A 24,417-nucleotide genomic window follows, 5' to 3' on the forward strand; every position below is an offset into this window, starting at 1 on the left:
TCGACTAAAAAGAATATTTTCTCATGCAATGAAAATTATAGATTATTGCTGAAATGCACGCGGTTTCTTTCTACGGATATAAATCGTTTTATGTACTTCAGCGATTCTTGAGCCTGATTCATCAAAAATATTCAGGACATAAGTACGATGTACAGGTGCAAAATTTTCAGCCAATGCTTTGACATGTTCAATTTCTGCAAAATCTAAACGAATATCAGCATAAACGGTACTACGACCGGGCAGTAAAAACTGAATAGTGGCAGATTTGTCCCATACAATGTATTTATCACCCAAATGATGCATCAAAATTAACATGTAAAATGGATCAATCATGGAATATAAACTGCCGCCAAAGTGTGTGCCGACAATATTCTGATTTTTATGTGTTAATGGCATTTTCACACGCACATAATAGTTTTTCAGATCTATCTTTTCGATCTCAATGCCTGCACCTTTATAAGGTGAATAATGGTTGAGAAAGAATTTAGAGATAAAAGGGATTGTCTGTAGTTTTTTGATAACATTGATCATGGTCAATTCTAGTTTGATAGTTTTAGTTCATAATAAATAATCAATGGTGATGTGACATTGATCAAAATGCGCAGTACAGTCATTGCAAAGTCAATGTAAAAACAAAAAAGGTATTCAAATGCAAGCACAAACTCATTGGATTTCAACGCAAGATCAACAAAAACTTTTTGCAAAAACATGGGGTAAGCCTGAAAAGCCTGCTTTAGTTTTGGTGCATGGTTATCCTGATAATCAAGAAGTTTGGGAGCCGATAATTGAGCAACTTATCACAGAATTTTACATTGTAACTTATGATGTGCGAGGTGCAGGGCAGTCTTCGGTTGCTAAACGTGTTCGTGATTATGCCTTACCGCGTTTGTCTTTAGATTTAGAGTGCGTTGTAAATGAACTCCTGCCTAATCGTAAGTTTCACTTGGCTGCACATGATTGGGGTTCAATCCAAACATGGGAGTCGGTCACTGAAGCAAAATTTAAAGATCGTATTTTGTCTTATACGACGATTTCTGGACCATGTTTAGACCATGCCGCTTTTTGGATGCGTGATCAATTTACACATCAAAAAAGTAAATTTTTTAAACAATTAATTAAGTCTTGGTACATTGTGGCATTCCAGCTTCCGATCCTTGCACCAACAGTTTGGCATTTCTTTAATCCTGAACGCTGGGGGAAAGTGTTGAGCCAGCTTGAAAAAACCAAAGATTTACCACTCAATCCAAATATTTCTAAAGATGGTGAGCATGGTATTGCATTGTATCGCGCTAACTTTGTGCCACGTTTGTTGAAACCACGTCAGCGACATGCAGTATGTCCTGTACAAGCTGTGGTGCTAAAGCGTGATCAATTTGTAAGTCCTGAACTGATCGATGAAATGCCAAAATGGGTGGCAGATTTTGAACGTGTTGACGTTGATGCCAACCATTGGGCAGTGCTGAGTCGCCCACAAGAAATTGCAGCTTATATTGCGCAATTTGCCACTAAAAATAATTAAAAATCATTAAATGGAAATTATTGTTTAAAAAAATTTTAATATTTAAATATTTTATTGTTCGCCTGAGTTTATTCTAAATAGGATCACTCAGGCTTTTTATTCTGAAACTTTTAAGTTCGGATGTAATCTGATTAAAGAATCACAGCGATTGTAATGAATCTGCTAAAATATAAACTTTCAAATTATCGTAAATTTTTCCATGAACGCTGTCGTTATCGCGATTGCCATGATGTTTATACTATCACTGGCACGAGTTTCTGTTGTTTTAACGTTGGTTATCTCAGCAATAGTTGGTGGTTTAGTTGCAGGTTTAAGTTTAAAAGATACTGTAGAAGCATTTAATGCAGGCTTAGGTGATGGTGCTGAAGTTGCATTAGCTTATGCAGTATTAGGTGCATTTGCATTGGCTTTATCAAAATCTGGCTTACCTGATTTATTGGCACATAAATTAATTGGCTTATTGGGGGGAGAAGCAACCCACAGTAAAGCGCGTAAAGTAAAATACTTATTGTTATTTATTTTATTGATTTCTGCCATTTTTTCACAGAACTTAATTCCTGTACATATTGCTTTTATCCCTGTACTTGTACCACCGCTATTAAAAGTCATGAACCATCTTAAGTTAGATCGTCGTGCTGCGGCATGTGTCTTAACTTTGGGCTTGGTTGCAACATATATCTTTTTACCTGTGGGTTTTGGTGCCATTTTCCTTGAACAAATTTTAATGGGAAATATCAACAAAATTGGTGCGGCATATAACTTGCATGTAGACCGTTGGATGATGCCAATGGGTATGGCAATTCCTGTATTAGGGATGGTCATTGGTACTTTAGTGGCAGTGTTTATTAGCTATCGTAAACCACGAGAATATGTAGACCGTCAGGTTAAAACAGTACAAAACATTGACTTAGATAAACCATTACGTGCAGTCAATGTGGATGAGTTAAAAGCGGATGCTATTGAGCTTGAAAATGAAGCCAAACAAGCACCTAAAATTGCAACAAAAACCATTTTAATGGCTTTACTTGCGATTGTTCTCACACTCGTTTCTCAACTGTATTCTGGTTCAATGATTTTGGGTGGTTTGGTTGGTTTTGCGGTACTTTCTGCATCAGGTATTTTTAAATGGCAAGATGCTGATGATGTCTTCGTACAAGGTATGCGTATGATGGCATTGGTAGGGTTTATCATGATTTCTGCTGCAGGTTTTGCATCAGTAATGACCCATACAGGTGATATCAATAGTTTGGTCAATGGTGTTGTACATATTATCGGGGATAATAAAGCACTTGCTGCTTTCTTGATGCTATTTATCGGTTTATTTGTAACCATTGGCATTGGTTCATCGTTCTCGAGTGTGCCTGTACTTGCTGTGATTTATGTTCCATTGTGTGTTCAATTTGGTTTTTCTCCATTGGCAACAGTGGCGTTAATTGGTACGGCAGCGGCACTTGGTGATGCAGGATCTCCAGCATCAGATTCAACTTTAGGACCAACAGCAGGCTTAGGTGTAGATGGTCAGCACGATCATATTTGGGATACGGTGGTTCCGACGTTTATCCACTTTAATATTCCTTTATTAATCTTTGGCTGGATCGCAGCAATGACGCTTTAAGCTTTAAATCCTTTCTTCAAGTGTGATGGCATCTTTAAACTTTTGATTTATAGAAATGAGAATTATTTGTAAAGATGTCATCATTAAATATAAATGTTAAAATAGTCAAATTTAATTATCATTATATTTAAAGCATATTTTAACTATATTTAATCTTGTTATATGAATAATATTAAAACCAAGTATTCCACTAGGAATAAAAATATAATATTTAATTTTTCAGTGACTTGAAAATAATATTACAAAATATTTTAAAATGAGACTTGCATCAAATATAATTGCTGTGTTTAATATTTAATATAATTATTTTTTTACTGGGGTTTGAAAAATGTTAAAACAAATTGCTCTTGTTTCATTAATGGGGATTTCAACTTTATCTTTTGCTGAAGCTGGTTTTCAGGTCAAAGTCGGTGGTTCTGTAATTGCACCAACACAAGATACTGCACTTGCACCTGGTGCTGTTGTAGAAGCAGATCATGAGTATGCATTTACACCATCTGTAGAATATTTCTTAAATGATAACTTTTCTGCTGAATTGTTATTGGCTACACCAATTGGTCATGATGTTTTGTTAAATGGTGAAAAAGCTGCAAAAATTAAACATTTACCACCAACAATAACTTTTAAATATAATCTTAAAAACTCAACACCTTTTACACCATACATCGGTGTAGGTGGTACTGCATTTATTGCATGGGATGAGTCTGGTGTAGCAAAAGATGTAAAAGAAGACTTTGGTTTTGCGGGGCAAATCGGTGTGAACTTTAAACCTGCTGATGCGAAAAACTGGGGTGTATTCTTTGATGCACGTTATGCACAATTAAGCCCAGAAGTAACTTTAACTGATGCTGCCGCAGCTGCAACAGGTGTTAAAAAATTCGATTTAGACATCGATCCAATCGTTTATACATTAGGTTATAGCTACAAATTCTAAGCTTAGAATTAAGTTATACAATGTTAAAAACCTCAGATTCGTCTGAGGTTTTTTTGATTTTGATGGTCAAAAATAAATCGATAACAATAACCAGATTGAGACAAAAGATCATATTAAAAGTGACATAATTTTTTTATGCTAGTTGAAGATGAATTGGAAAAAGAGCACTGATAATATGATGAAATTATTTTTATATAGCGCTGTGCTTTTTAGTGGCATAAGTTTAATGTCAAATGCCTATGCAGCAAGTTTTAAATGTGAACATGCACAAACTCAAACGGAACACGCTGTTTGTGAGCATCGGGTGTTAAATGATGCAGATGTCAAAATGGCAACCACGTATAACATTATTCGTCGTTTAGTCCCTATGGGCACACGAGGCGCAATTCAAGATCAACAAGTCAAATGGTTACAACTACGGGATCAGTGTCGAGACAATGTGACCTGCTTAACCGATGTCTATAAAATGCGTCAGCAAAAACTCGATATGTATATGGAACGTGTTTATAAACAAGGTCCATTTTAGTTATTTTTTATCAATTATTTTTTAATTTTACTATTGAAATATTCTTAAGTCACTCCATTTCTAAAGCATTCAATAAAAAAGTGTTATGAATTTAAGGAGTGATTTATGAGTGAACAGAATCCACAACAAGCAGCACAAAAACATAGCTTCCAAGCAGAAGTTGCGCAGCTTTTACATTTAGTGACCCATTCGCTGTATTCAAATCCTGAAATTTTCCTCCGTGAATTGATTTCTAATGCCTCTGATGCATGTGACAAATTACGTTTTGAAGGGATTAATCATCCTGAATATTATGAGAATGATCCTGACTTACATGTACGTGTGCGCCTAGACAAAGAAGCGAAAACGATCACTATCTCAGATAATGGTATTGGTCTGACACAACAAGAAGCGATTGATAATCTCGGTACGATTGCCAAATCTGGTACCAAAGACTTTATGTCGAAACTTTCAGGGGATCAAAAAGCGGATGCACAACTGATTGGTCAGTTCGGTGTAGGTTTCTATTCTGGTTTTATTGTTGCTGAAAAAATTACAGTTGAATCACGCCGTGCGGGTGAACCTGAAAGTAATGCTGTACGTTGGATGAGTGGCGGTACGGGTGATTTTGAAGTTGAAGTGATTAATAAGGCTTCACGCGGAACAGATATTATTTTGCATTTACGTGATGATGCTTTGGATTATCTGGAAAGTTACAAAGTTAAGCAGATTATCAATAAATACTCTGACCACATCAGTTTGCCAATCGAAATGCAAAAAGAAGTTTGGCAGGAAGAAGAGACTGCAGAAGGTGAAGAACCTAAAGGCGGTCAGTATGTCAAAACGGATGAATGGGAAGCGATTAACTCTGCAAGTGCACTTTGGACCCGTAATAAATCAGAAGTGACAGAAGAACAGTATGTTGAGTTCTATAAAAATTTAACGCATGACTATGCAGCACCATTGGCATGGGCGCATAACCGTGTTGAAGGTAGTACTGAATATACTCAATTGTTATATATTCCAAGTAAGGCACCGAGCAATATTTTTACACGTGAAGCCAAAGCAGGCATCAAACTCTATGTAAAACGTGTGTTTATCATGGATGATGCAGATAATCTGATTCCAAATTATTTGCGTTTTGTACAAGGTGTGGTCGACAGTGCAGATCTTCCATTAAACGTCAGCCGTGAGTTATTGCAAGAAAGTCGTGATGTCAAAACCATTCGTGAGGGCAATACACGTCGTATTCTTACAACTTTGGATGCTTTGGCAAAATCTGAAGATGCAGCGGATCAAGAAAAATTCAAAACGTTCTATACTGAATTTGGTTCAGTGATCAAAGAAGGTTTAGGCGAAGACATGGGCAACCGTGACCGCATTTTAAAACTACTTCGTTTTGCAACATCGACAAATGATGAAATCAACACTTCTTTAGAGGCATATAAAGCCAACATGAAAGAAGGTCAAAAAGCCATTTATTATGTTACTGCGGACAGTTTAGCAGCTGCGAAAAACTCGCCACAGCTTGAAGTGTTTAAGAAAAAAGGCATTGACGTATTGTTAATGGGTGATCGTGTAGATGAGTGGGCAATGGAGTTTGTACATGAGTTTGATGGTACACCAATGCAAAACGTCGCAAAAGGTGCGGTTGACTTAGGTGACTTACAGGACGCTGAAGAGAAGAAGGCGCTTGAGGCAGCAGCTGAACAATTTAAGCCTGTGGTTGATAAATTATCAGACTCACTCAAAGCTAAAACCAAAGAAGTTCGTGTCACAACTCGTTTGGTTGACTCTCCTGCGTGTTTGGTAACGGGTGACGGTGAACTTTCTCCGCAATTGATTCGTATGTTGAAACAAGCAGGACAAGCTGTACCTGAGTCTAAACCGATTCTCGAGATCAACCCTGAGCATCCTTTAGTGAAAAAATTAGAAGGTTCAGCGCAGTTTGATGATTTGGCGAATGTCATCTTCGATCAAGCGGTGATTGCAGAGGGTGGTTTACCTGATGATCCTGCTGAATATGTAAAGCGTATTAATAATTTATTATTGAAATAAGTCATTATATTGAAAAAAAGCCTATCGAAACGATGGGCTTTTTTATACGACTAGATTATTTAAAGTGGATAAGTGAGAAGTTATCCACAGAGAGTTAAAAATGTTATATAGACATTTTAAAAAAGTGCCTCAAGTCGTACCAATGCACTTGGATAATGGCTTTTGTCTTCACGATGATCATTAAAATAGTTTAAATCCCCCTGTACATAAAACCATTCACGCCAAAGCGGTTGACGCCAAGACACAAAAGGTCCCCAACTGTTTAAACGCAGGTCATCATTATTATAAAAACCACCCGTATATATACCGTAGTTAAAGCGATTGCCTTTAAAGAATTGATGTTGACGATAAAGTCGGTTGTCCCACGTTAAATCATCATCTTGCTCGTCTGCATAGGTCAGATTAAATTGATTAGAAAGAAAGGCTTGGTTTGGACGTGCATGAGTCAGTTCTAAATTTGTGCGTAGATAATTTTCACTATCAATACCATAGCGATAGATTTGTTCAGCATGAAAGGTAAAATCATGCTCAAGCTTCCAATCTTTTTCAGCTTTTAAACGTGCATAGACATCATCTCCAGAACGAATACCCAGATCAGCATCTACATCAAAAGGGAGCTGTTTAGACAGTTGCGACCATCGTAATGCAATTGAGCTGTTATCATCTCGAATACGTTTTCCATCTATTGATTTATCAGGATTACCATTCGGATTTTCATTGGTAATGGCAATGTTATTATTGATTTCATTGTCCAAAGCGTCATCACCAAATACTAAGCTCAAACGATTTTCTAATGCAGGTAATTTAATTTTTCCTCGAATACGTGGTTTAACATCATAACCATCATGTTCATTCCAACGATTATCTAATAAAATACGTAAGGTCGCTGAAGCGGGTTCAGCGGGATCAGTTTCACCAAACCAATGATTCATATGATTTGCAGTGCGGTCAGCCCAGTTACGAATACCTTTTTGTTTTTGATCAATCCATGTGGCATTTTCAGTGTCTTCTGTAGGGGGAACGGTGACTTCATCTGATTGAGCAGGGAGTACAGTCGGTGTCATGTCCAAAAGTTTGGGAACATATTCTAAAATATTAAAGTCACTTTCAAGCTGAGGTGACGGAATATAAATAGATGAGGTTGTTGTTTTAGCGGAATTTCCATCTTCAGCATAGCTATACATGCTAGCCAAACAGCTTAATAGCAGTATTGTGGCTTGATAACATGCAACGGGGGATGTAATTTTGTCCATAATATTCCGTCTTCGACTATTTGATTTAAAATAAATATTTATATGAACCACTCTGTTAATTTGATGGTTATGTAAAAAAGTATAGTGGATTTTTCAAGGAAATAACCGACATATAAAAAACAAGTTGCAGCTTGGTTACAAAATCAAAACATGTCGCAATTTGACATAAAAAAGCCCCTGATCGGATTTAAATAAGGGGCTTTCATTAGAACAAATTAGAATGAGATTTTAAGCTTTGTGTGAGCAGTATTTTTTCTCATATACTTTACCCGCAATACCACCAATCACTGCACCACTAAAGGTTCCAAAAATCGGAAGGATACTGCCCACAGCAGCACCAATTAATACGCCTTTAATTGTGGGTGAAAAGCGTGATTTTTTTACAGATGATTGTGGGTTCGAGGTGTCAGAGGTTAAATTACTGTGATGTAAATCAGAATTTTGATGTGTATCAGTCATAATATCTCTCTTAGTAAAATTGGATAAAAAGAAAATTCATGATGAGTTTGATTCACATGAAGCCATCATTGAGCATAGGCGGGTCATTTAAGATAAGCTGTACAGAAGCTGTAATTTTCTCATTGATTTACGTTAAGTGAAGAATGTATATGTAACTTAAAGTGAATATCAGTCAGCCGAATATTCTGTACGTAAAATAGATAGTGTTATATTTTTAGCTTAGCAGAAACTACAAATCCCCCATAAAGGAGGATTTGTAGTCTTATAAAATAAGAAAATAAAAAAGAAACTTACAGCGCATGAATTCATTGAAACTAAATTCTGAGATATAGCATATATCAAGTTGACTGATATGGATAGCCTTTAAAGTGATGAACAAAATGGAATAAATGGCATGAAGTGACAATTTTTATCAAATTTTAAGTAAATATGAAAATACTTTTTTAAACCTGCATTATAAAAAGATAATTGATTTTATATAAATTTTTAACAAAATTTAGATTTGAAGTTGTTGTTATTTAACAAAGTTTTGTTAAAAAATGACATAAAATAGTCATACAATATTTATTTTAAATGGTGAATAAATATACAGATTGGGTGTATAAATTTACAAACTATATGCATATCTTGGTTTATGTGACAATAGTATATAGAAATGATGCTTATTTTTTAATCTATATCACATAATTTTAAAAATACATTATGATGAATTTTTATTTATATCATGAGTATGGATATGGCGATCGCAAAAGTTGTTGAAGTCAATTCAAGTAGTCAGAAAAGTTTTGAAGATGCGATTCATTCAGGTATCGCGAAAGTCACCGAAACCATTAAAAATGTGCAAGGTGCGTGGGTCAATGAGCAAAAGGTCATTATCAAAGACAATAAAATCACGGAATATCGTGTAAATCTTAAAATTAGCTTTTTGGTCGATTAAGTGTTTAATATCAATTTCTTGACAGCCCACAATGATGTGGGCTTTTTATGCCTAAGAAAATATAAAAATACAGCAATACACTAAAAATTATTTTGTATCAGGCATATCGCAAGATTGATCAGTGCATACGGCATTTTGTTGTGTAGTCACTTCATCTGAACAGGTTTCAACTGCTTGTTGAAGTACTTGTACAAAAACCTCACGAGGTTGTGCACCTGCAAGCGCAATGCGTTGATCAAATACAAAAAATGGCACACCTGTAACTTTAAGTTGTTCACGAGCAACTTCTTGGTCAAATTTGACAAAGTCTGCAAATTCATCCGAGTCTAATACATCATCTACTTCTACGGGGTTTAAACCAATTCGTGCTGCCACATCTTCAATGGTTTCACGTTCGCCAATGGGCAAGCCTTGTGTCATATAACTGTAGAAAAATGCTTCTTCTGCTTCTGAACCTAAACCTTTACTTTGTGCAAGGTGAATAATGCGGTGCACATTAAAAGTATTGCCAGAATTGGCATTTTGCCAGTTAAATTGGATGCCTTCTTCGAGTGCCATGATTGCAATATTACGTTGCATGTCTTCGACTTCAGCCAATGTACGACCGTACTTTTGTGCTAGACGTTCAGAGTTCGAAATTTCTTGGCGAATTGGCGCTTCAGGATCAAGCTCAAAACTATGCCAATGTACTTCAAGTTCAATACCGAGCTGTTGTGCTGCTGCTTCTAAGCGTTTTTTGCCAATATAACAAAATGGACAAACCACATCTGACCAAATATCTACACGCATGGGAATTCCTTAAACTGCTCAATTGGATAAGAGGGTAGCGTTATCGTTTCAGGATTTAAAGCATTTTTTCGTGATTGATGTTTTGGCAAGTGCGTTGCATACAGATGATCTATAAGTTTGCATGAAAATTATACAGTTTATGAAATTTCGGTTAATCTAGCGATTATCCCTTGTGAAAGAGCTATTTATGCGCAGAATCATTAGCATTGTGACCCTGATCATTGTCGGTATTGTTTCATATTTTGGCTATGAGCATTACCAGTTGAAAAAGAGTGAGGCACAACGGCAAATGTTTGATGTGGTCATGACTGAAAAAATGCAGACTTTATATGAAGTTGCGCAGGATTGGTCTAAGCCTGTCACAATGGATGTACATGATGCACGTTTAAGTGGTGATTATAAGGTTTTGTCTGAGTTTGTTTTAAATTATTGGCTGCAAAATATTGAAACTCGGAATACTTATTTAAGGGATTTAGAAGCGGCAAAGTGGAATCATGTCTTAGATGTGAACCGTTTGGATATAGACCGTAAGCAGAAGTTTGTTGAAACTGAACAGATGTTACAAGCCGTGCGTAGGATCATGACTCAGTATCAGCGTCAAAATTTGGCAGATAAGCAAGATGCATTGGCAAAGGTCAAGACCTTGCACATTGATCCTGCATTGCAGCAGCCTTTGCAAGAGAAGTTAGAGAAAAATCTAAAGTTGGATCAGGAAAGTGCTTTGATTGTGTTGGAATTGCAAATTTTAGATAAGACGGAGCAGATGTTTGTATTGTTAAAAAATAATGAGTGGCATAAGGAAAATGGGCAGATCATGTTGCAAAAAGATGCGCAAGTGAAGCAGTTTAATGCGTTGTATCAGGACGTTTTAAAGTTAAATAAAGAGATTGAACAGAAGAAAAAACAGAATGCAGCAGAGATTGAAGGGGAGATCGATTAAGCTATATTAAAACGAAGCATGAAAGCAACGTGAAAATGGGTTGGGAACAACTCATTTTTCAATATAATCAGGACTTCATAAAAATTTAAAAAGTACAGTTATGTTCAAGCCTAACAAAATAATATTATTTGGTATGTTTCTGATGATGACACAATCAGTCATGGCGAAAGCCCTCGTTGTTGATCAGATGCTTGTAGATTTAGAACAAAATTGTCAAAATTATGAACAGGTGTATCAATATCAGGAATTGAAGAGTTATCAACACGAAGACTTGCAAAATGGTAATACAGTATCTTCTTATCATGCTGACTTACTAGACCCAGACATTACACCTTATTTTCCATTGAAACTCATGGATCAATGCCAAAAGACACTCATTAATAACCAACTTGAATGGGTACAGCAAGAAAAAAAGCTACTTAAAGGAGATGCGAGAGAAATCGTACGAGATTTTGAGATTTTGATCTATCGCTCACTGAAAAGTTTATATGATGAACGAGCCTATTCTAAATCTGATATTGAACAGTTAAAGGGCGCAACTCAGCAGTTGCTTAATAAATTGGATGAAAATCCTGATAGTATGGCACATGCGTATCTGCCAATTGTGCCATTAATACGTTTATTAAAATATGATTTGCATTATTCACCCGAAGCTAATCATAAAATTTTTTATATTAACCAAGAGTTTAATAAGATATTTAAAAAAATTTATAAAAATGATTCTCTACATGATGATTTGCTATTTCAACAAATATTGCCTGTTTTCATCACACAATTTGATTATTCCAATGAAGCATATCAGTTGATAAGTGCGATACAACTTAATGATGTTGAACGCATCAAAAGCAGAGTAAAATCATATAGTCAGCTTTATGACAATCAATTATTAGCAGATGAATTTCATAAAAAATATCCCCATATAGATTTTGATGAGGTCATTCGAAAAGAAGCGGTAGCTGAACGTTTGACCTATGCATTTTATAAGTTGAATGATATGGGAAATGTACAAAAATGGATTGAACAAGCAGGTTTAATTGGTACAGATGAAGTACAGTGCACAACGAAAACTTTGGTTGCAGATCCCCATTTAAATGCATTTTTGAAACAGGATCAGGCTTGGTATCAGCCTAGATTTGAGAAGCAGATGAAGGCATGCCATAAGATTGTTACTGATACAGCAATACTGTCTAAATTTGATTTTCAAAAAGTCATGGACAATTATCAACAGCATTGTGGTGCAATGTATGCTGAAAAAATTCCTTTACTACGCGTAAAAAATTCTCAATTGGTGAGTGACGATGAGTTTTATTCTATGATTACAATGATAAGTGTACATGCGGATTTATTGTCAGATCGCAGTCCTGTTAAAGAGCAGTGTATGCAAGCAATGCGCGCTAATCAGATTGAAATGCTAGAATATTATGTTGATCACTTGAAGCCTACTGCATTTAGCTATGAAGATGCACAGAATGAATTGAAAAATTTAAGAAAATAAAAAACCCCGCAATGAGCGGGGTTCTTTTTCTCACGTATTTAAATCTTAAACACGTTCGATCACAGTCGCAATACCTTGACCAAGACCGATACACATGGTCGCAAGACCGATTTGCGTATCTTGTTGCTCCATTACGTTAAGTAATGTCGTTGTGATACGCGCACCAGAACAACCCAATGGGTGACCCAATGCAATCGCACCACCGTTCAAGTTGATCTTGTCTTGTTTATCATAAATATTCAAGCCTTTCATTACTGCAAGACCTTGAGCAGCAAACGCTTCGTTTAACTCAATCGTTTGGATGTCATCCATTGTTAAACCAGCACGTTTAAGCGCTTTTTGAGTCGCAGGAACAGGACCATAACCCATGATCGCAGCATCACAACCTGCAATCGCCATAGAGCGAATTACAGCACGTGGCTTAAGACCTAAAGCTTGCGCACGTTCAGCAGACATGAGCAACATTGCAGACGCACCATCAGACAACGCAGAAGACGTTGCAGCAGTGACTGTACCACCTTTAGGATCAAATACTGGACGTAACGCTTGGAACGCTTCAAGGTTAGCATCTGGACGAATCACTTCATCAATATCGCAAAGTTGTTTAAAGCCATTCGCATCATGACCTTCAACACCAATGATTTCATTTTTGAAACGACCTTCTTGAGTTGCAGCCCAAGCACGACGGTGAGATTCAACACCAAACGCATCTTGCTCTTCACGGCTAATGCCATTCATACGACCTAACATTTCAGCCGTTAAGCCCATCATGTTAGACGCTTTTGCATAGTGCTTAGATGCTTCAGGGTTAAGGTCGATACCGTGCATCATACCCACATGCCCCATGTGCTCTACACCACCAATGATGAAAATATCACCTTGGTTGGTTGCAATTTGAGCCGCAGCAGTGTGGATCGACTGCATAGAAGAACCGCAAAGACGGTTTACAGTTTGACCACCCACAGTTTTAGGAAGATCAGCCAATAACACGATGTTACGGGCAATGTTCATGCCTTGTTCTAAAGTTTGGTTGACACAACCCCAGATGACATCTTCAACTTCGTTGACATCAAATTGGTTACGAGCAACTAAAGCACGAACGAGTTCAGCAGATAAGCTGTCAGCACGTACATTGCGGAACATACCGTTTTTGGTTTTACCCATTGCAGAACGTACGCCATCAACGATGACAACGTCACGTGGATTTAAAGTAGCCATTCACGTTGCTCCTTAACCGTAGAATTTTTTGTTGTTAGCAGCCATGTCACGCAACAATTGTGGCGCTTCATAAGCTTTTCCTAAGTGTGCATATTTGTCGCAAAGCGCAACGTATTCAGCAACACCAGTTTGATCGATATAACGTGCTGGACCGCCACGGAATGGAGGGAAACCTACACCCATAATCATCGCCATATCTGCTTCATTTGGAGTTTCAACGATCTTGTCTTCCAAGCAACGAACAGTTTCGTTACAGAAAGCAAGCATCATACGGTCAATGATTTCTTGTGCATCAAATTCACGTTTTTCACCAGTAATGACTGGAGCAATCACTTCATAAGCTGTTGGATCAACAGTTTTTGCTTTCTTGCCTTTCTTGTCGAGAACGTATTTATAGAAACCGACATCGTTCTTTTGACCTAGGCGTTTTGCTTCATACATCGCTTGGATTGAACCTTTATAATCAGGTTTCATACGGTCAGGGAAGCCTTCCGCCATCACTTCTGCACCATGAACGCCCGTGTCGATACCAACAACGTCCATCAAGTAAGCAGGACCCATAGGCCAGCCGAATTTTTCCATCACTTTATCGATTTGTTGGAAGTCAGCACCATCTTTCAGAAGAAGGTCAAACGCACCGAAGTAAGGGAACAATACACGGTTGACGAGGAAGCCTGGGCAGTCGTTGACAACAATCGGTGTTTTACCCATTTTTTGAGCTAAAACAACAGTCGTTGCAATCGCTTCTTCAGAAGTTTTTTCACCACGAATGACTTCTACAAGTGGCATCATGTGAACTGGGTTGAAGAAGTGCATACCAACAAAGTTTTCAGGACGTTTTAAAGCTTTTGCCAAACGCGTGATTGAAATTGTTGAAGTATTTGATGCAATGATCGTGTTATCACGTACTTTTGCTTCAGTATCAGCAAGTACTGCTTCTTTGATCTTTGGATTTTCAGTTACCGCTTCGATCACGATATCCACTTCTTTAAACTCGTCATAGCTTAAAGTTGGGCGGATACGTGCAAGGGTTTCACCCATTTTTGCAGGGGTTAAACGCTTACGTTCAACTTGTTTAGTCAACAAGCCATTTGCTTCTTTCATACCTAAAGCAAGTTGTGGATTACCAATATCTTTCATGATGATTGGTGTGCCTTTACTTGCCGCTTGATACGCAATACCACCACCCATGATACCAGCACCCAATACAGCTGCTTGATTCACAGGATGAGCACCTTTTTCATGTTTCTTCGATGCTTTTTTCACCACTTGATCGTTGATGAATAGACCAATCAACGCACCAGCTTGTGGCGTTACTGCAGCTTTAGCAAATGCTTCAGCTTCAATTTTTAACGCTGCATCGCGCTCTTGGCTCACACCCGCTTGAAGTGAATCAAGAAGAAGTTTTGGCGCAGGATATTGCGCAGGGTTTGCTTTCGCTAAAACAACACCTTTAGATGAGTTAAACGCCATCATTTGTTCAAGCATGTCGAGTTTAACAGGCTGTAATTTTTCTTGACGTTTTGCTTTCCAGTCTAGACGACCAGAGATTGCTTGTTTTACAAGATCAATCGCTGCTTCTTGTAACTTGTCTGCAGCAACAACCGCATCTACAGCACCATCTTTCAGTGCAGCAGCAGGCTTTTTATTTGCAGAAGTTGCGATCCATTCAACAGCATTGTCGATACCGATCACACGGCTTAAACGAACTGTACCACCGAAGCCTGGGATGATGCCCAATTTCACTTCAGGTAAGCCTACAGTTGCAGCTTCCGACATCACACGATAGTCACAAACCAAGCACATTTCGAAACCGCCGCCCAATGCAATACCATTGATCGCAGCAACTTTAGGAATTTCTAGATCTTCAAATGAATTGAAGATTTCGTGAACAGGCATCGCCCAATCCACAATCGCTTTTTCGCCTTGAGCGAAGTTTTCACCGAACTCAGTAATATCCGCACCTACGATAAAGGTAGATTTACCTGAAGTGACGATCAAACCTTTAATGTTGCTATCAGCTTTTACGGCTGCAATGGCTGCTTGAAAGTCTTCAATCGTTGCACGGTTGAATTTGTTAACCGACTCACCTTGTAAGTCAAAGCGGAATTCTGCAATTCCGTCCGAAAGCATTTGGACGGTAATGGCATTGCCAGCGTGGATCATGCCCTGATCTCCTTTTTTTGGAGGACTTCTAAGTTGATGTTTTGAAGTACGTGTGCGTTTTTCCTACACACATTTCGACTTCTCTAATCTTACGATAACTATATCGAAAAAGAACATAACAAGTTGTATCAAGCCGTGACGCAAGGGTCATGAATTTTTTTGTCTAATACGCATGAGCACATGGGGCTTTGCTTGCTTATATTCAGTCTTTTGATTGTTAATGTATTATTTTTATTATAATTTTATGAAATATGCAAAGTATTTTTATGCTATTTTAGTGTGATATATTGAACATGTTGCTGTGTATTTTTGGTCATTTCGGTCAATGACGGATACAAAAAATAATACGCTTTAGCCAAGTTCTTCAACAGCTGCGAAAGCATGAGTTGGATTAAAGTTGCTTCATTGTTGATGAAAATTAATGTCAAAAATCTAATTGAAAATGAATAATTTGAGATAAAAACCCTATGTTTTTTTGATGAAAAATAGCGAGGTTTTTGTAAAAATATTCTCTCAAGATGAGAAAATAGCCAAGATTTTATGTTTTGGATTTGCTAATATTTGTCCATCCTGTAAGTTCTAGACCTAGAACATCCATCTAGATCAGATGGAAAGCTCCTTAAAGATTTGATAAAGAGTGCTATATGATTAAATGGATCATATTGGCGATTTTTGTGATTTCAGCGCTGTATATCCAAAATCGCGGTAAAGTGCGTCATTCGTTTTATCGTCAATTTTTTGACCATTCTACGCTCCTCGCACCGATTAATTTTTTAATGTATATGTTTTCCAAAGTGCCGAATCAGCCTTATATTGAGACACAACATTTTCAAGATTTAAAAGTGCTCGATGAAAATTGGGAAATGATTCGAGATGAGGCGCAAGCGCTTTATGCACAAGGTGGGATTAAAGCATCAAGTAGCTATGATGATCTTGGTTTTAACTCGTTCTTTAAAACGGGTTGGAAGCGTTTTTATCTGAAATGGTATGACTCTGCACATCCATCGGCTGCAGATCTTTGTCCAAAAACTACAGCCTTATTAAAAACATTACCGACCATTAAAGCTGCGATGTTTACTGAGCTTGCCCCTGATAGCCGTTTAGTCCGTCACCGTGACCCTTATGCAGGTTCTTTACGTTATCATTTGGGTTTAATTACACCCAATGATGATCGTTGTTTTATTGATGTGGATGGTCAAAAGTATTCATGGCGTGATGGTGAGAGTGTCGTGTTTGATGAAACCTATATTCACTATGCTGAAAATAAAACCGATCAAAATCGCATTATTTTCTTTGCCGATGTCGAACGTCCATTAACGACAAAATGGATGGAACGTTTTAATCATTGGTTTGGTAAAAACGTCATGACAGCGGCAAGTTCACCCAATGAAGCAGGGGATCAAACAGGTGGCTTAAATAAAGTTTTTGGTTATGTTTACCAAATTCGCATTAAAGCCAAAGCACTGAAGAAAACCAATCGTAAATTGTACTATTTTTTAAAATGGTTTTTGATGTTGGGTTTGTTTTTCTTAATTTTTATTCGACCTTATGTTTTTCATTAAATCGCTCAAGTTTTAAATTTAAACGCCTTTCGGGGCGTTTTTTATTTTAAACTTGAAGATACATTAGCTTTAATAACAATTATCAACTTGTAGCAGTATGTAAAACTGCTAAATTTTTAAGACAAAGCAATAAGATGGAATCTGAAAATGTTTAAAAATTTAGCCTCAGAAATGATGGGAACAAGTGATATTGGCGTTATTATTGAACCGCATGATTTTAATAAAACGGATATAGATGATTATATTTTTCATGAAGATAACGAAAAAATATTTTTTGTGATTAAAAGCAAAACCGATGAATATTGTTTTACCAACGTCGCTTTTATGCACCTTGATGGTACCAGTGCGATGAGTAAAAAACGCATGTTATACCGCTATTTATATAAACATCATCCGATCAAAAATGTCTTGCTCGAAACTGCAGGTACAGTCGATTTAGATGCTGAAATTAAATTTCAATTGGGTGAAAAAGCTTTTTCAATTGATATTGATAAAAAGCAAATAGAAAAAATTCGTGATTTGTACAAAGCCTTATTTACCATTGGTGAAACCTGCAAAGAAATTAATCGTAAGCGCAATATCTTGCTACAAAGCAATGAAAATGTTCAGAAAATGTTTAATTTACGTGAGTTAAGTGAACAGGTGATTTTAAATTTACCTGAAATTATTAATCAAACGTCACATCAAGTTGAAGAATACGCCAACCAACGTATTAAAGAGATTGAAAATTATGATTTTTCTGAAATTTTTGAGCGTTATTTAAAAAATTAAAATCAATCGCTTTTACAATTAAATGCTCGCAAGGGCATTTTATCTAGGGGCTTAGAAAAATATAGCGTTTAAGTTTATGAATAAATAGTGATTTAAAACAAATTAACTTTCAAAAAATAATAAAAATATTGAAAATGGGCTTTTCATTGATGCTTATGCAAATCAAAAATAACGAGGTTATTGATGCTGATTATCGTAGATTAAATTTATTTTAGATGTGATTGATTATTATGCAATAATAGGGTTGTATTAGTAATAATTTATAAAATGGGGGAGTATATGAAAGGATTGATCAATTTCTTTTTGCTTTGTTTGATGAGTTCAGTTGCTTATGCTGAATCAAAAAGCTTAACGGAATTAATTACGGATAGTTTAGGTTCACAAGAAGATGAAATGGCAATATGTTATTTAGTGAAAAATGATGAGGCAATAAAAAAACAACCGTGTATTGTTGAAACTCAATATGGGAGTGGGGGGTGGAATGCAACAACTTATAATATAGGTGATGAATCTATTACAGTAGAATCATCAGCTGATGATCCACTTACATTAAATGGGCGTTTAGCAACTTTTCTTCAAAGAGATGTACGAAATTTTCAAATTTTAAATCCAAATAATTTTAATGAAAAAGCTTTAGGTTGTTATAGAGTTGAAAATAACACGATAGATTTTTGTATAAAACGACAATAATTACAAATGGATTACAGAGTCAAGTTTCCTTTGAGTCTGTAATTATAAGTTTATTTTTAGTATTAAAATCTAAATAAATATGCTTATTCGCTGGATTGTTGATAAAAAAAACCGCCAAAATAGGTTCAAGTTCTGTACGGATTTTTCGGGCTAAGTGGCGGGCACCAAAGCGAATATCATGATCTTGATAAAAATAAGCTTTGGCTGAATCTGTTAAAAACACGCTACGCTTTTGATGCGCCAAACGCTGATTAAGCTTTTCTAGTTCAATCTCAAGCAAGTGTGGCAGTGCATCTGCCCGCACCGTTTGATAATGCAAAATACGATCAATACGGTTAATAAACTCAGGATCAAATTTGCGGTACATGACTTTTTCAATAATGGTTTTGGTTGGAACTCGTTTAAGGCACACATCCTGCAATTTTTTAGGTAAGACATTGAGTTTATCTAAATACTGTTGAGCCGCTTGTGCACCAATGTTGCTGGTCATAAAAATCATACAGTTGCGAAAATCTATGGTTTTTGTGCCCGCAGTTAATGTTAGTTTTCCTGTATCTAAAATGTTCATCAAACCACGAAGTACTTCGGTTGAGGCTTTTTCTAATTCATCAAATAACACAATACCGGGGCGGGTATGTGAACCGGCTATGGCAGTTTCATCAAATAAACTATGACCTTCTTTTGAACCGACATAGCCTGGGGGAGCACCTGTAATAGCTGCTGCATAGTGTTCTTGCGCTAAGGTATTCATATCAATACGACAAAAAGCATCAGGTTGTCCGTAAATGGCTTCAGCAATTAAGCGTACGGTTTCTGTTTTTCCTACGCCTGTTGGACCAAGCATAAGTGTTACGCTAAGCGGTTTATCAGGTGCAGAAAAGTCGGCTTTGACCACATGCAACATTTTTTCTATTTCGTTTAATGCTTTTTCTTGTCCAATAATTCGACGACGTAAATGTTGCATTACGGTTTGAGGTTTAAAATGAAAACGTGGCTGACCAAAAACAGGCTTTTTTTCAGAAGAATATTGTGTATTTGTTGTTGGTTTGACAATGTGAATAGCAGCGTTTTCAATGGTCATGCAATTGCAACCTGATCGAAGAAATGACGTATTAGATGCTTTGAGCATAACAAAATTAAGTGGTGAGATTCATAGTTTTTAGCAATCAGATGATTGTTGAATCTTATGGTTTTTATTTACGTTAGCAATAAATTGCTTGAAATGAGCAAAAAAATCATCACATCATGAGACAGAATTGAAAAGAATAGGTTAACAGTGAACGAAAACGCACGAGAAAATATCGAAAAGATTTTAGCCAATATGACCACGTTGCCTGGTGTGTATCGCATGTTAGGTAAGGAGGGGGAGTTGCTCTATGTCGGCAAAGCCAAAAATCTAAAAAATCGTGTGTCGAGTTATTTTGTTAAAACCATTGAGCATCCTAAAACACAGGCTTTGGTTGCGCGTATTTATAACATTGAAACTTTGGTGGTTCGCTCCGAAACGGAAGCCTTATTGCTTGAACAAAACCTGATTAAACTCCATCGTCCGCCATATAACATTATGTTGCGTGACGATAAATCCTACGTTTATATTTTTGTGTCAGCAGATCAGCCTTATCCCCGCATTGCCGCAGGGCGGGGTAAAGGAAAACACCAAGTCGGCAAGTTTTTTGGTCCTTATCCTAGTGCGTATAATGCCAAAGATACCTTATTGGTTTTACAAAAATTATTTCATGTCCGTCAATGCGAAAATAGCTATTTTTCACAGCGTAAACGCCCGTGTTTACAGTACCAAATTAAGCGTTGTACCGCACCGTGTGTGGGCTTAATTTCACCTGAAGATTATCAGGAAGATGTGAAAAATTCGATTCGATTTTTAAATGGTGATACCAAAGAGCTGAATCAGGAATTGATTCAGAAAATGGAACAAGCCGCCGAAAAATTAGAATTTGAAAAAGCGGTGTTCTATCGGGACCGTATGGCATTGTTAAGAGATGTGCAGGCGCAACAAGCCATTTATAAAATCAAAGGTGAAGCGGATATTCTGGCAATTGCCTATCAAGCAGGGGTGACCTGTGTGCAAATCATGCATGTACGCAATGGCAAAATGTTGGGTGGAAAAAGCTATTTTCCCGATATGTTGGGCGATGATTTGGCACAAATGTTGTCTGACTTTATGGCAAATTTCTATTTCCAAGTGGCAGATGAAGTTCCGAGTGAGTTGATTGTAAATGTAGAAATTCCCGATCGAAAACAGCTTGAAGAAGCTTTGCAGCAGCAATTCGAGAAAAAAATTCAGGTTAAACATAAAGTGCGTGAAACACGTGCTGAATGGCTTGAACTGGCACAGATGAATGTTGAACATGCGATCAAAGGAAAATTGGCAAACCATTTAGAACTTAATGAACGGTTTCATCAGCTTGAACAAGTATGTGGTCGTCCGATAGATCGTATTGAATGCTTTGATATTTCACATACCATGGGTGAGGCGACCATTGCATCTTGTGTGGTATTTGATGCAGGCGGTGCACGCAAACGGGATTATCGTCAGTTTTCTATTGAAGATATTACAGGCGGTGATGACTATGCTGCCATGCGTCAAGCACTTACACGCCGTTATAAAAAAGCCATGTTGCCTGATTTATTGTTGATTGATGGTGGAAAAGGACAATTACATATGGCAATGGAAGTCATGCAGGAGCTAGGATTAGATGCCTTTATGGTGGGGGTATCCAAAGGTGAAGGACGTAAACCAGGTTTGGAAACTTTACATTTTACCGATGGAAGCAAAATTCAGTTGCCTGAGGACAATAAAGCTTTGCATCTGATTCAGCAAGTACGTGATGAGGCACACCGTTTTGCGATTACTCGACATCGTGCTAAACGAGATAAACGTCGAGGGGGGTCGGTTTTGGAAGCAATTCCAGGCTTAGGGCCAAAACGCCGTCGTGATTTATTGACCCATTTTGGCGGGATTCAGGGGGTATTGAAAGCCTCTGAAAATGATTTGAAACTTGTGCCGGGCTTGGGCGATGTGATGGCGAGAACTATTTATAAAGTGTTACACGAATAGTCAGTCATTGATTCAAACTTTTTGGAATGTAGATTTAACTGTTTTGGATATTATAAATTGATGAAATATCATGCACATATCTATTTTGATTTGACGCAAATTGAGCTGATAGAATCGCTTTATGTGCAACTACAGCAAGAGTTTGGTGAAGCGATGAGTTACGGTCGTATCCATCAAAAATTGGTTGGGCCACATACCAAACCCATGTTTCAACTGGCATTTGATCAAGCTGTTTTGCCACAGTTGAAACATACATTGAATTGTCGTCATTTGGGGCTATCTGTGTTGATTCATCCTTTATGGGAGAATGAATATCTGGCACATACTGAAGGAGCACAGTGGTTAGGTGAAAGCCTCATGTTGAATTTAGATCGATTATTGAAATGACCTAAAAATCCATAAACTCGCTGGTCATTGATCATTCACAACATGAGCTAAAATGTGCAAGATAGCGTGATATGAAAAATCAATGAGAATGGGCATGCAACTCACGGATGTATTTAGTCAAATCGAACAACAAGAATGGGTTGAAATGCCAACAGGTTGGTTGCAAGGGCGAACCATTTTTGGTGGTTTAGTTGCAGGTATGCTGATTCATAAAGCCACTGTAACCATCAATGATCCACTGAAAAAATTACTCAGTTGCAGTATTACCTTTGTTGGACCTGTCGATCGAGCACAAGTAAAATTCACTGCAGAAATTTTACGTCAAGGGAAGTCCGTCACGACCATTGAAGTGCGACTTTGGCAAAATGATGCTGTACAAAGTATTTTAATCGCAAGTTTTGGTAGTCAACGAGAGTCAATGATTCAGGTGGATTTAGCACCACAGCCGCCAAACTTTCCTGCTCTGGATCAAATTAATATTATTCCGAAATATTTACCCTTTCCTGAATGTGTGCAAAATTTTCAACTGGCATGGACAGATGGACATTATCCAATATCAGGCAGTAAAAACCCTGATTTTGCAGGTTTATGTCGTTTTGAGCCTGACCTTCATGCACAGCGTAGTATGACCCTTGCAGATGTTCTAACCTTAATGGATGTCTGGCCACCGGGTGTATTGCCCATGTTTAAAAAGCCTGCACCTGCCAGTAGTTTAAGTTGGCATGTGACATTTATTCATCCTTTGCACCATCAATTGCATGATTGGTTTAAATATCAAGTGATCACAGATCATGCAGAACATGGTTATGTGACAGAACATGCTTATCTGTGGGACAGTGAAAATCGCTTGATTGCGATTGCAAGACAGACGGTTACTGTATTTGCCTAGTCGACAGTTTCATGTGAATCGTTTAAAGTATTCACGAAATAGAGCTTTACTCTAAATTATAGTTTGCCTTTCCAAAGGCGAATAGGGGACTTACTGGCGGTGTCTATGACTACAGGTCGTATCCTGAATATTCCAAATATCTTGACGCTAGCTCGTATTGCGTTAATTCCTGTTTTTTTAGCGATCGCTTATTGGCCTCCTGCAATTGGTGTTGGTGGACATGAAGGTGGCATGACCCGTCATTTGATTTTGACGGCTATTTTTGTGATAGCCGCAGTCACAGATTGGTTTGATGGCTACCTTGCGAGAACATTAAATCAAACTTCTGCTTTTGGGCGTTTTTTAGACCCTGTTGCAGATAAATTAATGGTTGCTGCTGCATTGATTGTTTTGGTGCAATGGAAACCAAGTATTGCGATGGCATTTGCTGCGATTGTCATTATTTCACGTGAAATTACAGTGTCTGCATTACGAGAGTGGATGGCTGAATTGGGTGCGAGAACCAATGTAGCAGTATCAACTGTAGGTAAATATAAAACAGCCTTCCAAATGATTGCGATTACTGTGTTTTTACTCAATTGGCAGCCACTTGAAATGTTGGCGTATGCTTTATTGTATACCGCAGTGATTTTAACGCTTTGGTCGATGTTTATTTACCTAAAAGCGGCTTGGCCATATTTAAAACAGCCGTAAGTTAATTTAAAAAACCTCAGTGATTACTGGGGTTTTTTATGCATAACTAAATATCAATCTCCCTCATAAATTCGACTTTTTAACTTTCCATTAGCGCCATAGTCTTGGATCGTTTGATCTAAATCCACCCACATTTGTGTTTTTGGATGCTGGTCTAAATCTGTGCCTACCCAAGTAAAAATCGCACTGAGGTGATGAATACCCGTTTGATCTTTTAAGGTGAAATCACAAGGTACTGCGAGTCCAACCCGAACTAGAACCATTTGTTCCGATTTTTCAACTTTTTTGGCTCCTGTAAGCCATTCAGGTTCACCACTAATTTTAAATGATAAAACTTTGGTCGTTGCAGATTGTTGAGTAAACATATTTTCAAGTGCAATAATCATTTCTTGAAATGGATTTTCAGATAGCCATTCGAGCATATGCTGTGTTTGTTCTAATTTTTTAAAATCTAAATCCAT

23 protein-coding genes are annotated in these 24,417 nt (G+C 37.3%); 15 read left to right on the plus strand and 8 right to left on the minus strand.

Going from position 1 to position 24,417, the window contains the following annotated elements:
- Positions 1–42: 42 nt before the first annotated feature.
- The gene (locus G0028_RS01525) at positions 43–531 is read right to left on the minus strand and encodes a PaaI family thioesterase (RefSeq protein ID WP_171457488.1); all 489 of its coding nucleotides are present in this window, start codon (positions 529–531) and stop codon (positions 43–45) included.
- A 118-nt stretch (positions 532–649) separates the two neighbouring features.
- Here G0028_RS01525 and G0028_RS01530 point away from each other — a divergent pair, with 118 nt between their 5' ends.
- The 5 genes from G0028_RS01530 (at position 650) to htpG (ending at position 6,631) form a co-directional block, all read left to right on the plus strand.
- Positions 650–1,519, plus strand: a complete 870-nt coding sequence (locus G0028_RS01530) for an alpha/beta fold hydrolase (protein WP_180044969.1) — start codon at positions 650–652, stop codon at positions 1,517–1,519.
- 199 nt (positions 1,520–1,718) lie between these two features.
- Entirely contained in the window at positions 1,719–3,134 is a 1,416-nt protein-coding gene (locus G0028_RS01535) for a Na+/H+ antiporter family protein (RefSeq protein ID WP_130074444.1), read from the plus strand.
- Between the two features lie 328 nt (positions 3,135–3,462).
- Complete coding sequence (locus G0028_RS01540; RefSeq protein WP_180044968.1) at positions 3,463–4,068, plus strand: OmpW/AlkL family protein; 606 nt, start codon at positions 3,463–3,465, stop codon at positions 4,066–4,068.
- A gap of 178 nt (positions 4,069–4,246) precedes the next feature.
- On the plus strand, positions 4,247–4,594 hold the full coding sequence (locus G0028_RS01545; RefSeq protein ID WP_130074529.1) for a lysozyme inhibitor LprI family protein: 348 nt from the start codon (positions 4,247–4,249) through the stop codon (positions 4,592–4,594).
- 105 nt (positions 4,595–4,699) lie between these two features.
- Positions 4,700–6,631, plus strand: coding sequence for a molecular chaperone HtpG (htpG, locus tag G0028_RS01550; protein WP_130074446.1), 1,932 nt, complete (start codon positions 4,700–4,702; stop codon positions 6,629–6,631).
- A gap of 116 nt (positions 6,632–6,747) precedes the next feature.
- On the opposite strand, the gene G0028_RS01555 is transcribed toward htpG, so the two are convergent.
- On the minus strand, positions 6,748–7,884 hold the full coding sequence (locus tag G0028_RS01555; RefSeq protein WP_180044967.1) for a hypothetical protein: 1,137 nt from the start codon (positions 7,882–7,884) through the stop codon (positions 6,748–6,750).
- Between the two features lie 228 nt (positions 7,885–8,112).
- On the minus strand, positions 8,113–8,343 hold the full coding sequence (locus G0028_RS01560; protein WP_180044966.1) for a hypothetical protein: 231 nt from the start codon (positions 8,341–8,343) through the stop codon (positions 8,113–8,115).
- A gap of 736 nt (positions 8,344–9,079) precedes the next feature.
- Between G0028_RS01560 and G0028_RS01565 the strand changes: the two genes are divergently transcribed.
- A complete protein-coding gene (locus G0028_RS01565; RefSeq protein ID WP_130074449.1) occupies positions 9,080–9,280 on the plus strand; it encodes a dodecin family protein in 201 nt (66 codons plus the stop codon).
- Positions 9,281–9,367: 87 nt separating this feature from the next.
- Here the strand turns inward: G0028_RS01565 and G0028_RS01570 are convergent, their stop codons facing one another.
- A complete protein-coding gene (locus G0028_RS01570; protein WP_180044965.1) occupies positions 9,368–10,069 on the minus strand; it encodes a DsbA family protein in 702 nt (233 codons plus the stop codon).
- A 187-nt stretch (positions 10,070–10,256) separates the two neighbouring features.
- Here G0028_RS01570 and G0028_RS01575 point away from each other — a divergent pair, with 187 nt between their 5' ends.
- Positions 10,257–11,009: a hypothetical protein gene (locus G0028_RS01575; protein ID WP_180044964.1), complete on the plus strand. Its 753-nt coding sequence runs from the start codon at positions 10,257–10,259 to the stop codon at positions 11,007–11,009.
- Positions 11,010–11,151: 142 nt separating this feature from the next.
- Positions 11,152–12,504: a hypothetical protein gene (locus G0028_RS01580; protein WP_180044963.1), complete on the plus strand. Its 1,353-nt coding sequence runs from the start codon at positions 11,152–11,154 to the stop codon at positions 12,502–12,504.
- 45 nt (positions 12,505–12,549) lie between these two features.
- Here the strand turns inward: G0028_RS01580 and fadA are convergent, their stop codons facing one another.
- Both fadA and fadB read right to left on the minus strand, forming a co-directional pair.
- A complete protein-coding gene (gene fadA / locus G0028_RS01585; protein ID WP_180044962.1) occupies positions 12,550–13,722 on the minus strand; it encodes an acetyl-CoA C-acyltransferase FadA in 1,173 nt (390 codons plus the stop codon).
- 12 nt (positions 13,723–13,734) lie between these two features.
- Positions 13,735–15,888, minus strand: a complete 2,154-nt coding sequence (gene fadB / locus G0028_RS01590) for a fatty acid oxidation complex subunit alpha FadB (RefSeq protein WP_130074456.1) — start codon at positions 15,886–15,888, stop codon at positions 13,735–13,737.
- Between the two features lie 644 nt (positions 15,889–16,532).
- Here fadB and lpxO point away from each other — a divergent pair.
- The 3 genes from lpxO (at position 16,533) to G0028_RS01605 (ending at position 18,911) form a co-directional block, all read left to right on the plus strand.
- Positions 16,533–17,450 (plus strand): lipid A hydroxylase LpxO, encoded by a 918-nt coding sequence (gene lpxO / locus G0028_RS01595; protein WP_130074457.1) that lies wholly within the window; start codon positions 16,533–16,535, stop codon positions 17,448–17,450.
- Between the two features lie 147 nt (positions 17,451–17,597).
- A complete protein-coding gene (locus G0028_RS01600) occupies positions 17,598–18,221 on the plus strand; it encodes a PH domain-containing protein (protein ID WP_130074458.1) in 624 nt (207 codons plus the stop codon).
- Between the two features lie 279 nt (positions 18,222–18,500).
- Positions 18,501–18,911, plus strand: coding sequence for a hypothetical protein (locus tag G0028_RS01605; protein WP_180044961.1), 411 nt, complete (start codon positions 18,501–18,503; stop codon positions 18,909–18,911).
- Between the two features lie 19 nt (positions 18,912–18,930).
- Here G0028_RS01605 and G0028_RS01610 read toward each other — a convergent pair whose 3' ends face one another.
- Positions 18,931–19,992, minus strand: a complete 1,062-nt coding sequence (locus G0028_RS01610; RefSeq protein WP_180044960.1) for an AAA family ATPase — start codon at positions 19,990–19,992, stop codon at positions 18,931–18,933.
- A gap of 195 nt (positions 19,993–20,187) precedes the next feature.
- On the opposite strand from G0028_RS01610, the gene uvrC reads away from it, so the two are divergent.
- The 4 genes from uvrC to pgsA all read left to right on the plus strand — a co-directional run bounded on the left by uvrC (position 20,188) and on the right by pgsA (position 23,956).
- Positions 20,188–21,987: an excinuclease ABC subunit UvrC gene (gene uvrC, locus G0028_RS01615; RefSeq protein ID WP_180044959.1), complete on the plus strand. Its 1,800-nt coding sequence runs from the start codon at positions 20,188–20,190 to the stop codon at positions 21,985–21,987.
- Positions 21,988–22,047: 60 nt separating this feature from the next.
- On the plus strand, positions 22,048–22,374 hold the full coding sequence (locus tag G0028_RS01620) for a DOPA 4,5-dioxygenase family protein (protein WP_180044958.1): 327 nt from the start codon (positions 22,048–22,050) through the stop codon (positions 22,372–22,374).
- A 94-nt stretch (positions 22,375–22,468) separates the two neighbouring features.
- Positions 22,469–23,263 (plus strand): thioesterase family protein, encoded by a 795-nt coding sequence (locus G0028_RS01625; protein WP_180044957.1) that lies wholly within the window; start codon positions 22,469–22,471, stop codon positions 23,261–23,263.
- 105 nt (positions 23,264–23,368) lie between these two features.
- Complete coding sequence (gene pgsA / locus G0028_RS01630; RefSeq protein WP_130074464.1) at positions 23,369–23,956, plus strand: CDP-diacylglycerol--glycerol-3-phosphate 3-phosphatidyltransferase; 588 nt, start codon at positions 23,369–23,371, stop codon at positions 23,954–23,956.
- Between the two features lie 53 nt (positions 23,957–24,009).
- On the opposite strand, the gene G0028_RS01635 is transcribed toward pgsA, so the two are convergent.
- A complete protein-coding gene (locus G0028_RS01635) occupies positions 24,010–24,417 on the minus strand; it encodes a hypothetical protein (protein ID WP_180044956.1) in 408 nt (135 codons plus the stop codon).

Source organism: Acinetobacter piscicola (genome assembly GCF_015218165.1).
Classification (GTDB): Bacteria; Pseudomonadota; Gammaproteobacteria; order Pseudomonadales; family Moraxellaceae; genus Acinetobacter; species Acinetobacter piscicola_A.

What these genes read in the sequence shown, in the direction of transcription:
- G0028_RS01525 (WP_171457488.1), bottom strand. Translation starts at nt 531, where the DNA reads ATGATCAATGTTATCAAAAAACTACAGACAATCCCTTTTATCTCTAAA.
- G0028_RS01530 (WP_180044969.1), top strand. Translation starts at nt 650, where the DNA reads ATGCAAGCACAAACTCATTGGATTTCAACGCAAGATCAACAAAAACTT.
- G0028_RS01535 (WP_130074444.1), top strand. Translation starts at nt 1,719, where the DNA reads ATGAACGCTGTCGTTATCGCGATTGCCATGATGTTTATACTATCACTG.
- G0028_RS01540 (WP_180044968.1), top strand. Translation starts at nt 3,463, where the DNA reads ATGTTAAAACAAATTGCTCTTGTTTCATTAATGGGGATTTCAACTTTA.
- G0028_RS01545 (WP_130074529.1), top strand. Translation starts at nt 4,247, where the DNA reads ATGAAATTATTTTTATATAGCGCTGTGCTTTTTAGTGGCATAAGTTTA.
- htpG (WP_130074446.1), top strand. Translation starts at nt 4,700, where the DNA reads ATGAGTGAACAGAATCCACAACAAGCAGCACAAAAACATAGCTTCCAA.
- G0028_RS01555 (WP_180044967.1), bottom strand. Translation starts at nt 7,884, where the DNA reads ATGGACAAAATTACATCCCCCGTTGCATGTTATCAAGCCACAATACTG.
- G0028_RS01560 (WP_180044966.1), bottom strand. Translation starts at nt 8,343, where the DNA reads ATGACTGATACACATCAAAATTCTGATTTACATCACAGTAATTTAACC.
- G0028_RS01565 (WP_130074449.1), top strand. Translation starts at nt 9,080, where the DNA reads ATGGCGATCGCAAAAGTTGTTGAAGTCAATTCAAGTAGTCAGAAAAGT.
- G0028_RS01570 (WP_180044965.1), bottom strand. Translation starts at nt 10,069, where the DNA reads ATGCGTGTAGATATTTGGTCAGATGTGGTTTGTCCATTTTGTTATATT.
- G0028_RS01575 (WP_180044964.1), top strand. Translation starts at nt 10,257, where the DNA reads ATGCGCAGAATCATTAGCATTGTGACCCTGATCATTGTCGGTATTGTT.
- G0028_RS01580 (WP_180044963.1), top strand. Translation starts at nt 11,152, where the DNA reads ATGATGACACAATCAGTCATGGCGAAAGCCCTCGTTGTTGATCAGATG.
- fadA (WP_180044962.1), bottom strand. Translation starts at nt 13,722, where the DNA reads ATGGCTACTTTAAATCCACGTGACGTTGTCATCGTTGATGGCGTACGT.
- fadB (WP_130074456.1), bottom strand. Translation starts at nt 15,888, where the DNA reads ATGATCCACGCTGGCAATGCCATTACCGTCCAAATGCTTTCGGACGGA.
- lpxO (WP_130074457.1), top strand. Translation starts at nt 16,533, where the DNA reads ATGATTAAATGGATCATATTGGCGATTTTTGTGATTTCAGCGCTGTAT.
- G0028_RS01600 (WP_130074458.1), top strand. Translation starts at nt 17,598, where the DNA reads ATGTTTAAAAATTTAGCCTCAGAAATGATGGGAACAAGTGATATTGGC.
- G0028_RS01605 (WP_180044961.1), top strand. Translation starts at nt 18,501, where the DNA reads ATGAAAGGATTGATCAATTTCTTTTTGCTTTGTTTGATGAGTTCAGTT.
- G0028_RS01610 (WP_180044960.1), bottom strand. Translation starts at nt 19,992, where the DNA reads ATGACCATTGAAAACGCTGCTATTCACATTGTCAAACCAACAACAAAT.
- G0028_RS01620 (WP_180044958.1), top strand. Translation starts at nt 22,048, where the DNA reads ATGAAATATCATGCACATATCTATTTTGATTTGACGCAAATTGAGCTG.
- G0028_RS01625 (WP_180044957.1), top strand. Translation starts at nt 22,469, where the DNA reads ATGCAACTCACGGATGTATTTAGTCAAATCGAACAACAAGAATGGGTT.
- pgsA (WP_130074464.1), top strand. Translation starts at nt 23,369, where the DNA reads ATGACTACAGGTCGTATCCTGAATATTCCAAATATCTTGACGCTAGCT.
- G0028_RS01635 (WP_180044956.1), bottom strand. Translation starts at nt 24,417, where the DNA reads ATGGATTTAGATTTTAAAAAATTAGAACAAACACAGCATATGCTCGAA.